The 13,155-nt window shown below is 67.5% G+C and carries 12 protein-coding genes and 1 other RNA gene; 7 read left to right on the top strand and 6 right to left on the bottom strand.

Annotation, left to right across the window (positions count from 1 at the left end):
* Window positions 1–8 precede the first annotated feature (8 nt).
* The 5 genes from WKW80_RS00075 (at window position 9) to htpX (ending at window position 5,242) form a co-directional block, all read left to right on the top strand.
* Window positions 9–1,469, top strand: coding sequence for an efflux transporter outer membrane subunit (locus tag WKW80_RS00075; RefSeq protein WP_340361497.1), 1,461 nt, complete (start codon window positions 9–11; stop codon window positions 1,467–1,469).
* Between the two features lie 186 nt (window positions 1,470–1,655).
* The gene (pyrC, locus tag WKW80_RS00080) at window positions 1,656–2,699 is read left to right on the top strand and encodes a dihydroorotase (protein WP_340361498.1); all 1,044 of its coding nucleotides are present in this window, start codon (window positions 1,656–1,658) and stop codon (window positions 2,697–2,699) included.
* Window positions 2,696–3,523, top strand: a complete 828-nt coding sequence (locus tag WKW80_RS00085; RefSeq protein WP_340361499.1) for an NYN domain-containing protein — start codon at window positions 2,696–2,698, stop codon at window positions 3,521–3,523. The genes pyrC and WKW80_RS00085 overlap by 4 nt, the downstream gene beginning before the upstream one ends.
* Window positions 3,520–4,299, top strand: coding sequence for a DUF3025 domain-containing protein (locus WKW80_RS00090; RefSeq protein WP_340362167.1), 780 nt, complete (start codon window positions 3,520–3,522; stop codon window positions 4,297–4,299). The genes WKW80_RS00085 and WKW80_RS00090 overlap by 4 nt, the downstream gene beginning before the upstream one ends.
* A 64-nt stretch (window positions 4,300–4,363) precedes the next feature.
* Window positions 4,364–5,242: a protease HtpX gene (gene htpX, locus WKW80_RS00095; protein ID WP_340361500.1), complete on the top strand. Its 879-nt coding sequence runs from the start codon at window positions 4,364–4,366 to the stop codon at window positions 5,240–5,242.
* 174 nt (window positions 5,243–5,416) lie between these two features.
* On the opposite strand, the gene WKW80_RS00100 is transcribed toward htpX, so the two are convergent.
* The 6 genes from WKW80_RS00100 to cysK form a co-directional block, all read right to left on the bottom strand.
* A complete protein-coding gene (locus WKW80_RS00100; RefSeq protein ID WP_340361501.1) occupies window positions 5,417–7,060 on the bottom strand; it encodes an NAD(P)/FAD-dependent oxidoreductase in 1,644 nt (547 codons plus the stop codon).
* Window positions 7,061–7,188: 128 nt separating this feature from the next.
* Window positions 7,189–8,739 (bottom strand): tripartite tricarboxylate transporter permease, encoded by a 1,551-nt coding sequence (locus WKW80_RS00105; protein WP_422822826.1) that lies wholly within the window; start codon window positions 8,737–8,739, stop codon window positions 7,189–7,191.
* Between the two features lie 4 nt (window positions 8,740–8,743).
* Window positions 8,744–9,226: a tripartite tricarboxylate transporter TctB family protein gene (locus tag WKW80_RS00110; protein WP_340361502.1), complete on the bottom strand. Its 483-nt coding sequence runs from the start codon at window positions 9,224–9,226 to the stop codon at window positions 8,744–8,746.
* A gap of 120 nt (window positions 9,227–9,346) precedes the next feature.
* Complete coding sequence (locus WKW80_RS00115) at window positions 9,347–10,855, bottom strand: sensor histidine kinase N-terminal domain-containing protein (RefSeq protein WP_340361503.1); 1,509 nt, start codon at window positions 10,853–10,855, stop codon at window positions 9,347–9,349.
* A gap of 7 nt (window positions 10,856–10,862) precedes the next feature.
* On the bottom strand, window positions 10,863–11,549 hold the full coding sequence (locus WKW80_RS00120; RefSeq protein WP_340361504.1) for a response regulator: 687 nt from the start codon (window positions 11,547–11,549) through the stop codon (window positions 10,863–10,865).
* 149 nt (window positions 11,550–11,698) lie between these two features.
* Window positions 11,699–12,628, bottom strand: coding sequence for a cysteine synthase A (gene cysK / locus WKW80_RS00125; RefSeq protein WP_340361505.1), 930 nt, complete (start codon window positions 12,626–12,628; stop codon window positions 11,699–11,701).
* A gap of 66 nt (window positions 12,629–12,694) precedes the next feature.
* Between cysK and rnpB the strand changes: the two genes are divergently transcribed.
* An RNA gene (gene rnpB, locus WKW80_RS00130) (RNase P RNA component class A) lies at window positions 12,695–13,036 on the top strand.
* Between the two features lie 14 nt (window positions 13,037–13,050).
* Window positions 13,051–13,152, top strand: a complete 102-nt coding sequence (locus WKW80_RS00135) for a PIN domain-containing protein (RefSeq protein ID WP_340361506.1) — start codon at window positions 13,051–13,053, stop codon at window positions 13,150–13,152.
* Window positions 13,153–13,155 lie beyond the last annotated feature (3 nt).

Raw genomic sequence — 13,155 nt, forward strand, 5'->3', positions numbered from 1 at the left:
TTCCGACCATGACAACGAACCGTATTTCTTCCGCCTTGCGTGGCGCATTGCTGCCGCTGGTGGCCGCTCTCGTGCTGGCCGGTTGTGCTTCGACCGCGGACCTGTCGTCCGGTGTCACCACGCCGGCGCAATTCAGGGAGCAGGCGGCGGCCAACGTTTCAAGTACGCCAGTGCAAGCCGATGGCGCGTGGTGGCGTGCCTTCAACGACGGCGAACTCGACACGCTGGTCGAGCGTGCCGCGGTCGCCAACACCACCGTGCAACAGGCTGCCGCCCGGCTGGCGGAAGCACGCGCCGTCGCCCGCGCTGTCGACGCCGATCGTTCGGTGCAAGTCGGGCTCGGCGCCGGCGGGATTCGCGGCGCGGGCCTGGACCGTGGCGACGGCAGCAAGCGGGCAGCGTCGCTGATCACCGCCGGCGCCACGGTGTCCTACGAAGTCGACCTGTTCGGCCGCCTCTCGGGCGCCAGCAACGCCGCCGCGCTCGATGCGCAATCGCGCGAAGCCCTGCTGCAAAGTGCGCGTCTTCTGGTGCAGGCCGAGGTGGCGCAGAGCTACCTCGCGCTGCGCGCGCTCGACGACGAGCGTGCCATCGTGCGCGATACGGTCGAGGCCTACCGCGGCACGCTCAGCGTGACCCAGAGCCGCTACCGCGCCGGCGATCTGGCCGAACTCGACGTGGTGCGCGTGCAGACCGAACTGGCCTCGAACGAATCCGACGCGCTTGCGCTGGACCGCCAGCGCGCGCAACTCGAGCACGCGCTCGCAGTGCTCACCGGAGCGGTGCCGTCGCAGTTCAGCGTGAGCACCGCCGAATGGACGACCGCGCTGCCGTCGATTCCCGCGGGGCTTCCGTCGACCGTGCTCGAGCGCAGGCCCGACGTCGCCGCTGCGCAAAGAACGGTAGAAGCCGCCCAGGCCCGCGTCGGCGTGGCGAAGACGGCATGGTTCCCGACGTTCTCGTTGACGGGTGCCGGTGGATACGCGTCGTCGGACTTGGGTGACCTGTTGAAGTGGTCGGCCCGGTCGTGGGGCATCGGTGCGCTGGCGTCGTTGCCGCTGCTCGACGGCGGCCGGCGCGAAGCGGACTTGAAGGGCGCATCGGCCCGGCTCGACGGGGCCCTCGTGAGCTATCGCGAGCAGGTGCTCGTTGCGTTCAGGGAGGTCGAAGATCAACTCGCGGCGCTGCGCCTGCTCGACGAACAGTCGGTGGTGCAGGCCCGCGCGGTGGCCTCGGCCCGCCGGGCCACGGTGCTGAGCGATGCGCGGTACCGCAATGGCTACGTCAGCCAACTCGACTTGCTCGATGCGCGCCGCAGCGAACTGCAGAACCGTCGCCAGGCGCTGCAGGTGAAATCGGCGCAATACCAGGCGACGGTGGCGCTGATCCGTTCGCTGGGCGGCGGCTGGGATGCGCCGGCGGTGGTCGGTGAGGCTGCGGGGAAACCTGTCGTCGCCGCTTTGCGGTAAGTCTTCCGCCGGCCGGCGCGCGGCCGGATTCGCGGGCGAAACACGGCAGCGGGCGAAGGCGTGGATGCCGCGGACGGCGAAGTGCAATGCCTTGCGACGCGCGTGCAGGGCATGGCAGGTGATTCGCAAGCATGGCCGCGGGAGTCATGTCGCCGGCGCCCGCCGCGCGATGGGACAATCGCCGCCATGACCAGCCCCGCAGACACCCTCACCATCACCCGCCCCGACGACTGGCACCTGCACGTGCGCGACGGCGCCGCGCTCGAAGCCGTTGTGCCGCACTCGGCGCGCCAGTTCGGCCGCGCGCTGATCATGCCCAACCTGCGCCCGCCCGTAACCACTGCGCAGCAGGCGATGGACTACCGCGATCGCATCCTGGCCGCCGTGCCCGATGGCATGAAGTTCGACCCGGTGATGTCGCTCTACCTCACCGACAAACTGCCGCCCGAGGAGATCGCGCTCGCCTCCCAGGCCGGCGTGCGCGCGCTCAAGCTCTATCCGGCCGGCGCCACCACCAACAGCGATGCCGGCGTGACCGACATCCGCAAGACGTACAGGACGCTGGAGGCGATGCAGAAGCACGGCCTGCTGCTGCTGGTGCACGGCGAGGTCACCGACCCGGCGGTCGACCTGTTCGACCGCGAGGCGGTCTTCGTCGACCGCGTGTTGATCCCGTTGCGGCGCGACTTCCCCGAACTCAAGGTCGTCTTCGAGCACCTGACCACGAAAGAGGGTGCCCACTACGTGCGCGACGGCGGGCCCTTCACCGCGGCCACGATCACGGCGCACCACCTGCTCTACAACCGCAATGCCATCTTCACCGGCGGCATCCGCCCGCACTACTACTGCCTGCCGGTGCTCAAGCGCGAGGTGCACCGCGTCGCGCTGGTCGAGGCGGCCACCAGCGGCAGCGACCGCTTCTTCCTCGGCACCGACAGCGCCCCGCACGCGGCCCACCTGAAGGAGCATGCACAGGGCTGCGCCGGCTGCTTCACCGCGCTGACCGCCGTCGAGTTGTATGCCGAGGCCTTCGACGGTGCCGGCGCGCTGGACAAGCTCGAAGGCTTTGCCAGCTTCCACGGCGCCGACTTCTACGGCCTGCCGCGCCGCACCGACACCATCACGCTGAAGCGCGAAAGCTGGACAGTGCCCGAGGCCGTGCCGTACGGCGACACGGTAGTCAAGCCCCTGTGCGGCGGCGAGACGCTCAACTGGAAGCTCTTGCCATGAACCCCATGCTCAAGGTGATGCTCCTCATCGACGCCGACAACGTCTCGGCCGACGTGATGGAGCAGGCCGTGCACAAGGTACTGGCCGAGCACGGCCAGTTGCATGTGCGCCGCGCCTACTGCACTGCCGAAGTCGCCTTGAAGCATCAAGCGCTGTTCAAGCGTCTAGGCGTGCGGCCGATGGTGAACCTTGCCGCCGGCAAGAACAGCACCGACATCGCGCTGGCCGTAGACGCGATGGACCTGGCCGTCATCGAGCGTCCGCAGGTCGTCTACCTGGTGTCGTCGGACTCCGACTTCGCCCCGCTCGTGATCCGCCTGCGCGAGAAAGGCTGCCGTGTCTGCGGCATCGGCCAGCAAGGCAAGACGGGCGACGAAACCACCGCGGCCTACGACGACTTCACGGACTTGCAGCACCACGACAAGTCCGGCCGCGCCAGTGCCTCGTCCGCGGCGCCTTCGGTGCCTGTCGCGCGTGCGGCCGGCCGCAAGACCACGGCAAAGGCTGCCGCGAGTGGCGCCGCAGCAAAGGTTCCGCGTGCCAAGGCTGTGCCCGCGGCCAAGAAGGCGGCCACGAAGAATGCGGCGAAGAAGTCCCAAAAGGAGTCGGCCGCCTCGGAGGCTGCCGAGTTCATTCTCCAAGCCGTGCCCGCGTTGCGCGGCGGCAGCGAGGTCGCGCTTAACGACGTGGCCCAGGCACTGCGCGCGGCCAAGTTGCTTGGCAAGCATGCGAGTTCCATCAAGCTGTTCGAGAAGCTGCCGGCGGAATTCGCCGTGTTGCAGCATCCGGACCGCATCCGCTGGATCGGCGCGCCCGCACCCTGAGCGTGGCGCCCATCGATTGGTCCCGCGAATGGCTCGCGCCGTGGCGCGTTGCGGGGGAATCGCCGGCGCTGGCGGCGGAACGCACTTCGATCGTGGAGGCGTTGCGCGATGCGGCGCCACCAGGCGCGCCGCGCTTCGTGGCGCACGACGAACTGCCTGCGGGTGAGGCCTACGAAGCCTTCATCCATCGCACCGGCACCGTCCCGACGCGCGACAACCTGCACGACTTCTTCAACGGCCTTGTGTGGTTGAAATTCCCGCGGGCCAAGCGCCGCCTGAACCAACTGCAAGCAAGCGAGATCGCCCGCGCCGGCATTGGCGCCACGCGCGGGCCGTTGCGCGATGCGCTCACCTTGTTCGACGAGAACGGTGCCGTGCTCGACGCGCCGCCGGCGCTATGGCAGGCGCTCGCCGCGCGCGACTGGCAACGCCTTTTCGTCACCGATCGCGCGTTGTGGCAGCAATCGCGGCTGCTGGTCTTCGGTCATGCCCTGATGGAAAAACTGGTCTTTCCGCGCAAGCAGGCCACGGCGCACGTGCTGTTCGCGCCCGGCCCCGATCCCTCCATTGCAAGCGACGACGCGGATATCGCAGCCGCGCTCGACGCGGCGCACCTCGCGGCCAAGCCGTTCGTGCCGCTGCCGGTGCTTGGCGTGCCGGCCTGGTGGGCCGACAACGCGAACTTTTGCTTCTATGATGACGCAGACGTTTTTCGTCGCGCCGATCCCCTGAGTAGAAAAACAACCCACACGGGGTCGCATTGCAGCGCAGCTTGAATCGGGCCAGCCGGCCCTCAACTGCGCGCTGGTGTCACACGGTGTTCCCCACGGAGATTTCAACTTGAAACGCATCCTTCTTTTTGTGCTGACCAACGTCCTCGTCGTGACGGTGCTCGGTGTCGTCGCGAGCCTGCTGGGCGTCAATCGCTACCTCACGGCCAACGGGCTCAACCTGACGTCGCTGCTCGGCTTCGCGCTGGTGATGGGTTTCGGCGGCGCGATCATCTCGCTGCTGATCAGCAAGCCGATGGCCAAGTGGTCGTCCGGCCTGCGCATGATCGACAACCCGCAAAACGCCGACGAAGCCTGGATCGTCGGCACCGTGCGCAAGTTCGCCGACAAGGCCGGCATCGGCATGCCCGAGGTCGGCATCTTCGAAGGCGAGCCCAATGCGTTTGCCACGGGCGCATTCAAGAATTCATCGCTGGTCGCAGTCTCGACCGGCCTGCTTCAAGGCATGACCCACGAGGAAATCGAGGCCGTGATTGGCCACGAGGTTGCGCACATCGCCAACGGCGACATGGTCACGATGACGCTGATCCAGGGCGTGATGAACACCTTCGTGGTGTTCCTGTCGCGCGTGATTGGCTATGCGGTCGATTCCTTCCTGCGCCGCGGCGACGACCGCAGCTCGGGGCCCGGCATCGGCTACATGATCACCACGCTGGTGCTGGACATCATTCTTGGCTTTGCCGCCGCGATCGTGGTTGCCTGGTTCTCGCGCCAGCGCGAGTTCCGCGCCGACGCGGGCGCTGCGCAGCTCATGGGCCGCAAGCAGCCGATGATGAACGCGCTGGCCCGCCTGGGCGGACTGCCGGCTGGTGAGTTGCCGAAGGCGGTCGAGGCGATGGGCATCACCGGCAAGATGGGTCAGTTGTTCGCAACCCACCCGCCGATCGAAGAGCGCATCGCCGCGCTTCAAAACGCCCAGCAGGCCTGATCAGCTCTCTTTTCAGCATTCCACCACGCGATCGCATGACCCGCGACGCGTGAAACCAGGACGAGCACTGCGAAGTCTGTTCGTGGGCACCCACGGAACCGGCTTCGCCGGGCCGCCGGTGCGCCCCCTGGAGGCCCTGGAGGGGGAGGCGCCGCAGGCGCTTCGGGGGTGGTTTCATTCTTTCAGCATGCCTCGCGCCACGGCCTCCGCCACCCTGATGCCATCCACCCCGGCTGAAAGGATGCCGCCCGCGTAGCTCGCGCCTTCGCCCGCCGGGTACAGGCCGCGCACGTTCAAGCTCTGCAAGTCTTCACCGCGCGTGATCTTGATGGGGGACGAGGTGCGCGTTTCCACACCGGTCAACACCGCGTCGTGAAGGTCGAAACCCTTGATCTTGCGCCCGAATGCGGGGAAGGCTTCGCGCATCGCTTCGATGGCATAGGCGGGCAGGGCCTGCTGCAGATCGGTGGGCGTCACGCCCGGCTTGTACGAAGGCTCGACGCTGCCCAGCGCGGTCGATGGCGTGCCCGCGACGAAGTCGCCCACCAGTTGACCGGGCGCTCGATAGTCGCTGCCGCCAAGCACGAAGGCGTTCGATTCGAGTTGGCGCTGCAGCGCGATGCCGGCGAGTGCGTCCCCGGGCGAATCGACGCTCCATCCGGGGTAGTCGCGCGGCTCGATGCCAACCACGATCCCGGCATTCGCATTGCGCTCGTTGCGCGAATACTGGCTCATGCCGTTCGTCACTACGCGCCCCGGCTCGCTCGTGGCGGCCACCACGGTGCCGCCTGGACACATGCAAAAACTGTAGACGGAACGGCCATTGCTCGCGTGATGCACCAGCTTGTAGTCGGCCGCACCGAGCAGCGGATGGCCGGCATGCCGGCCCCAGCGGGCGCGGTCGATCAGGCTCTGGGGGTGCTCGACACGGAAGCCGATCGAGAACGGCTTGGCCTCGATGTGCACCCCGCGCTCGTGCAGCATCGCGAAGGTGTCGCGCGCGCTGTGGCCGAGTGCCATCACCACATGGTCGGCGCGCAGTTCGCTCGTCATGCCGGTGGCCTGGTCGAGCACCGTGAGCCCGCGCAGGTGGCCGTCTTCGATGAGCACATCGGTCACGCGCTGCTCGAAGCGCACCTCGCCGCCCAGCGCGATGATCTCCGCGCGCATCGTCTCGACCACTTTCACCAGCTTGAACGTGCCGATGTGCGGATGCGCGACGTAGAGGATCTCGGGCGGTGCGCCCGCCTTGACGAACTCTTCCATCACCTTGCGGCCGAGGAAGCGCGGGTCCTTGATCTGGCTGTAGAGCTTGCCGTCGGAGAACGTGCCGGCGCCGCCTTCGCCGAACTGCACGTTCGACTCGGGATTGAGCACGCTCTTGCGCCACAGGCCCCAGGTGTCCCGCGTGCGCTGGCGCACGGTCTTGCCGCGCTCCAGCACGATCGGCCTGAATCCCATTTTTGCGAGCATCAGCGCCGCGAAGATGCCGCAAGGCCCAAAGCCCACGACCACCGGGCGCACGGGCAAGTCCGCCGGGGCCTGCGCGGGGACGCGATAGGCCATGTCGGGTGTCGGCATCACGCGCGGGTTGCCGTGCAGCTTGGCGAACAGGCTTGCTTCCCGCGACGGGTCCACCAGCGTGACATCGACGATGTAGACCTGCAGCAGGTCGACCTTGCGCGCGTCGAAGCTGCGCTTGTAGACCTGGATGTTGGCAATGGCCTCGGGCTCGACGCCGAGCAGGCCCTGCACCGCGCGCGGCAATGCGTCGGAAGGCGGGTCCAGGGGGAGCTTGATTTCGGAGAGTCGAATCATGGCGTGCGGCCCGTGGTGATCGGGCAGGTGGCTGTGGCCGGGGCGCCATTGTAAGAAAGCAGGAAAGGCCGGCCAGCGCTACGCGCGCTGCCGGCCTCCTGGATCGACGAGAAGCGTTCAGCCGCCGATCAGACTTCGCCCGTATCCACGGCCATTCCGTCCGGCACGTTGTGCGGCATCAACTCGTCGATCTTCTTGCGCCCGCGCAGGTTCGACCAGGTCACACCGATGAGCAGCAGCGCCGACAGGATGATGAAGGCGCAGCTGATCGGCCGTTCCACGAACACCGCCACGTCGCCGCGCGACAGCAGCATCGCGCGCCGGAAGCTCTCTTCCACCATCGGCCCGAGCACGAAGCCCAGCAGGATCGGCGCGGCCGAGAAGTCGAGCCAGATCAGCAGCGCGCCGATGAGGCCGAAGGCCAGCACCTCCCAGATGTGGAACAGGCTGTTCTGCGTGCTGAACACGCCCACCGCAATGAAGAACATGGCCGCCGGGAACAGGTACTTGTAGGGCACGCGCAGCAGCTTCACCCACACGCCGATCATCGGAACGTTGAGGATCACGAGGATCACGTTGCCGATCCAGAAGCTGGCGATCAGGCCCCAGAAGATGTCCGGATGCTCGGTGATGAGTTGCGGGCCGGGCGCAATGCCCTGGATCATCAGCGCGCCGAGGATCAGCGCCATCACCGCGTCGCCCGGAATGCCCAGGCTCATGGTCGGGATGAAGTCGACCTGCGTCTTCGAGTGCGTCGAGGCTTCGGGCGAGGCCACGCCGGCGATCATGCCGGTGCCGAATTTCTCCGGCGTCTTCGAGATCTTTCGCTCCAGCGCATAGGCGATGAAGGTGGTGATGGTCGGGCCGGTGCCCGGCATCGCGCCGAAGATGGTGCCGACCGCGGTGCCGCGCACCATCGGCCAGAACGATTCCTTCAACTCGGCCATGCTCGGGCGCATGTCGCGGATGCTGAGCTTGGCGTCGGCATCGATCGAGGCCATGCGGTTCACGTTGAGCAGGAAGTCGGCCACGCCGAACAAGCCCATCGACATCGCGACCAGTTCCAGCCCATCGCTGAGTTCCGGAATGCCCATCGAGTAGCGGAAGCTGCCCGAGTTGACGTCGGTGCCCACGATGCCGCAGAGCAGGCCGAACAGTGTCATCGCCACGCCCTTGAGCGGAGAGCCGCGCGACATGGTGGAGCCCGCCAGCAGGCCCAGCAGCATGATGGAGAAGATCTCCGCCGGCCCGAACTTGAAGGCCACCGCCACCAGCAGCGGCGAGGCGAAGATCATCACGATGATGCCCACCGACGCCGCGAAGAACGACGCGATCATGGTGATGCCCAGCGCCGTGCCGCCCTTGCCCTTCTTCGTCATCGGATACCCGTCGAGACAGGTCACCGCATGCGGCGGGTGCGAGGGCATGTTCAGCAGAATGGCGCCGATCGCGCCGCCGTACTGCGAGCCGTAGAAGATGCCTGCCAGCATCAGGATGGCGGGCACCGGGTGCATCGCGTAGGTGAGCGGCAGCAGGATCGAGATGGCCTGCAGCGCGCCCATGCCGGGCAGGACGCCGATCAGGTTGCCGACCAGAACGCCGAAGAAGGACCAGAGCAGGTTGGTGCCCTGGAAGGCAATGCCGAAGCCGTACCAGAGGTCGTTGAGCGCTTGTCCCATGATGTCAGCCTCCCCAGCGGAACAGCGGCAGTTGCAATTGCAGTGCCCACCAGAAGACGACCACCGCGATCATGCACATCGCCATCGACAGCATGAAGGCCTGGAACAGCGTGTTCGTGCGGTCGCCGAGCGCCGAGATGAACACGATGGCAAACGTCGCCGGCACCAGGCCGCCATACTCGCCGAGCAACTGGAACGCCAGCACGCTGCCGACGATGCAGATGCAGCCGCGCAGGTCGGGGGTGCCATGCGAATGGCCGTGCCCCGGCAGCGAGCCGTCTTCGGTGGCGGCGTCGCCCCGTGCGGACAACGCGATCAGCAGGCCGGTCACAGCCATCAGGACCCCGATGGCCAGCGGGAAGAAGCCCGGGCCCATGCGCGCCGGCGTGCCGACCTTGTAGCCGACGGCCACCCAGGCGGCGATCACTCCGGTCACCATCAGCAGCGCACCGCCGTAGTAGTCTTTCTTGAAGGTTCTGGGCTTCATGGGAGCCCCCGTGGGCTGATGCCCGAATGGCCTGATCGGCGTTGCATATGTCTCCTTCTAGGCGTACGGGACGCACGCCTGTGAAGGGGCAGTCTAGGAATCGAGGCTTCCAATCGCCTTTCAGTGGGCGCGCCCGCCTTCAAAATACGTGTTATCACGTACGTTGCTGCCGGATGCGAGCCGAAGCCGCAATGAGGCACAGAGCCCGCGTGAATCCTGGCCGTCGGCCAGCAGGATTTCAGCGCCGTTGCGCGCGGCATAGGCCCGCGCGATGGCCAGTCCGAGGCCCGCGCCCCGGGTGTCTCGGCTGTCTTCCGCCGACCCGCGATGAAAGCGCTCGAACACCTCGGCGCGGCGCCCGGCGGCAATGCCCGGCCCGGTGTCGCACACCTGCGCCTGCGCCCATCCATCCACGAGGCGAACCGACACCGTGATTTGCCCATGTGCGGGCGTGTACTTGATGGCGTTGTGCACCAGGTTCGCCAGCACCTCGTGGATCTCTGCCGCATGCGCGGCGACGGGTGCCACGGGAGGACTGCCGGGTGCGTCGTCGTCGGTCGCCATGTCGCCGCGCACGTCGACCCACCCCAGGTCCTGGTTCTTCTCGCGTGCCAGCGGCAGGTATTGCAGGACGACTGCGCGTGCGACCGCGTTGAGGTCGCATATCGGGCGCGGCAGGGTGCCGTCGGCGGTGTGGGTGTCGCTCGCGTGCGCCATCGCCAGCAGTTGTTCGCTCAGCCGCCGCGCGCGCGTGAGTTGGTCGATGATGGCATGGAGGGTTTCGCGCATCGGCTCGGCCTCGTGCTCGCGCACCGCATAGCCGGCCTGCGTGAGCATGATCGCGAGCGGCGTGCGCAACTGGTGCGAGGCGTCCGCCAGGAAGCGCGACTGGTCCGCCAGCATGCGCCTGTGATCGGCGATGTGGTGGTTGACCGCTTCCACCAGCGGCGCAACCTCGTGCGGTACCTCGCGCGCATCCAGCGGCTCCAGTTGCGCCGGCGTGCGTGCGCTCAATGACCGGCGCAGGCGTTCCAGCGGGCGCAGCGCCCAGGCCACGCCGATGAACACCAGCAGCACCATCACACCAACCAGCCGCACGCTGCTCCACACTGCCTGGTGCCAGGCCTCGGCCCCGGCCTGCTGGCGCGGGCCGATGCTTTCCGCGGCCTGGCTCAGCACGCGGTACGGTTGCGCATCGGCGCCCTGCAGGGTGCGGCGCAACGCCACCACGCGAAGGGGTGCGTCGCGATAGACCGCGTCGTAGAACACCGGCCTGCCGTCGGCGGCGGGCGGCGGCGGGGGCAGGTCGTCGACGCCGATCAGCGTCAGCGGCGCGTCATCGCCATGCGTCACGACGATGTGCAGGTACTTGTGCCGCGAGCGCGTCACCTCGAACATCGACTCCACCGAGAACGCCGCATCGGCACGTGGCCTGGCGTCGGGCCCGAGGTGCACGCTGTCGTCGAGCGCCTGCACCGGTTCCAGCAGGGCCTGGTCGTAGGCCTCCTGCACGATCTGCGACACGGCGCGGTAGTCGATCCAGCCGTCGATCGCCAGCACGGCGACGATGCCGGGCAACAGCAGCGCCAGCAGCAGCGAGCGGATGCCGGGCCGGCGGAAGGCAGCCATCGCGGGTTCAGGCGCCGGGAGGCGCTGGCGCCGTGGCTTCGAGCATGTAGCCCAGGCCGCGCACGGTGACGATGCGCACGTCGCCATCGGCCAGCTTGCGGCGCAGGCGGTGCAGCACGAGTTCGATGGCGTCGGGGCCGACGTTGCTCTCCAGCGGGAAGACCTTGCCCGCGAGTTGCGACTTGCTGACCGGCGTGCCGCTGCGCGTGAGCAGGGCCATCAGCGCGGCATGCTCGCGCGGCGTCAGCGCGAGCAGCGTGTCGGCGAGCGTGAAGGCGCGGCTCTCGCCGTCATAGCTGAGCGTGCCGCACCGCAGCCGCGGATGCTGGCGGCCACGGCTGCGCCGCACCAGCGCCGTCAGCCGCGCCTCCAGTTCTTCCACCGCGAACGGCTTGGTCAGGAAGTCGTCGGCGCCGATGTGCAGCGCGCGCACCTTCTCCTGCATCGAGCCCTCGGCCGTGAGCACCAGCACCGGCAGACGGCTCCCTTCGTCGCGCAGCGCGGCGAGCAGCGTCAGGCCATACATGTCCGGCAGGCGCAGGTCGAGCACGATCACGTCGTATTCCGTGGCGGCCAGGAAGGCTTGCGCCGTACGCGCATCGGGCGCCCGGTCGGGCAGGAAGCCGCGCTGCTTCAGCGCGCGCACAAGCCAGGCCGCCAGGTCGGCCTCGTCTTCGACCAACAGGATCCGCATCTCAGTTTTCCACCACGCTGTCGCATGACCCCCGACGCATGAAACCGGCGCCATCAAATGCCAGGGATACCGCGGAACCGGCTTTGCCGGGCCGCTGGTATCGCCCCCTGGAGGGGGAGGCGCCGAAGGCGCTTCGGGGGTGATTCACTTCAATTCGGCAAGAACCCTTCCACCGAAAGATAGCGTTCGCCGGTGTCGTAGTTGAAGCCCAGCACCACTGCATTGGCCGGCAATTCGGGCAGCTTCTGCGCGATCGCGGTCAGCGTTGCGCCGGAGGAGATGCCAACCAGCAAGCCTTCCTCGCGTGCGCAGCGGCGGGCCATTTCGCGGGCTGGTTCGGCATCGACCTGGATCACGCCGTCGAGCAGGCTGGTGTCCAGGATCTTCGGGATGAAGCCGGCGCCGATGCCCTGGATCGGATGCGGCGACGGCAGGCCGCCCGAGATCACCGGCGACGCAGCCGGCTCCACTGCAAAGACCTTGAGCTTCGGCCACTTCTTCTTCAGCACTTGCGCGCAGCCGGTGATGTGGCCGCCGGTGCCGACTCCGGTGATGAGCACGTCGATGCCATCCGGAAAGTCCGCCGCGATTTCCTCGGCCGTCGTACGCACGTGCACGTCGACGTTGGCGGGGTTGTTGAATTGCTGCGGCATCCAGGCGCCGGGCGTGGAGGCGACGATTTCCTCGGCGCGGGCGATCGAGGCCTTCATGCCGCCCGCGCGCGGCGTGAGGTCGAAGCTGGCACCGTAGGCCAGCATCAGGCGGCGGCGCTCCAGCGACATCGAGTCGGGCATCACCAGCACCAGCTTGTAGCCCTTCACCGCCGCGACCATCGCGAGGCCGATGCCGGTGTTGCCGGAGGTCGGCTCGACGATGGTGCCGCCGGGCTTCAGCGCGCCGGACTTCTCGGCGTCTTCCACCATCGACAGCGCGATACGGTCCTTGATGGAGCCAGCCGGATTGGCGCGTTCGGATTTGATCCAGACCTGCTGCGCAGCCTGAGCCACATCCGCGAACAGGCGCTGAATGCGGATGTGCGGCGTGTTGCCGATGGTCTCGAGGATGTTCTGGGCTTTCATGAAATTCGGGCTCCTGGAATGTCAGCGAACGGTGGACCGTGATTGTGGCGGGATAATGCAGCCCGTGAAGCACGCCAGACCGCCGCTGGTGCAAGTCTCGAAAGAGCGCACTGGAGGAACGTCCGGACTGCACAGGACAGCGCAGGAGTTAACGACTCTCCACCGCGAGGTGAGGATCAGAGCAACAGAGACGAGTCGGTGACGGGGCAACCCGGCATCGGGTGAAACGGGCAATCTCTGCGCGCAGCAACACCAAGTAGGCCAGTATCGAGGTGGTTCCGCTGAGCTGGCGGGTAGGTGGCATCGAGCCGACCGGGCGACCGGCGGCCCAGATTAATGGCGGTCACGCCGGGGGCGTCGCAAGACAAACCCGGTGCACAGAATCCGGCTTATCGGCGTGCTTCACACTTTTCCTGTATCGGATGGTCATCGGCCGTCCCGTGTGGACTGAAGATGCAGACTTCTTCGGCACCGGCATCGCCACCTGGACAACCGACCGCGTCGCCCTTTACCTCACCGCCTGAGCT

The sequence above is a fragment of the Variovorax humicola genome, assembly GCF_037889915.1.
In the GTDB taxonomy this organism is placed as follows: Bacteria; Pseudomonadota; Gammaproteobacteria; order Burkholderiales; family Burkholderiaceae_C; genus Variovorax; species Variovorax humicola.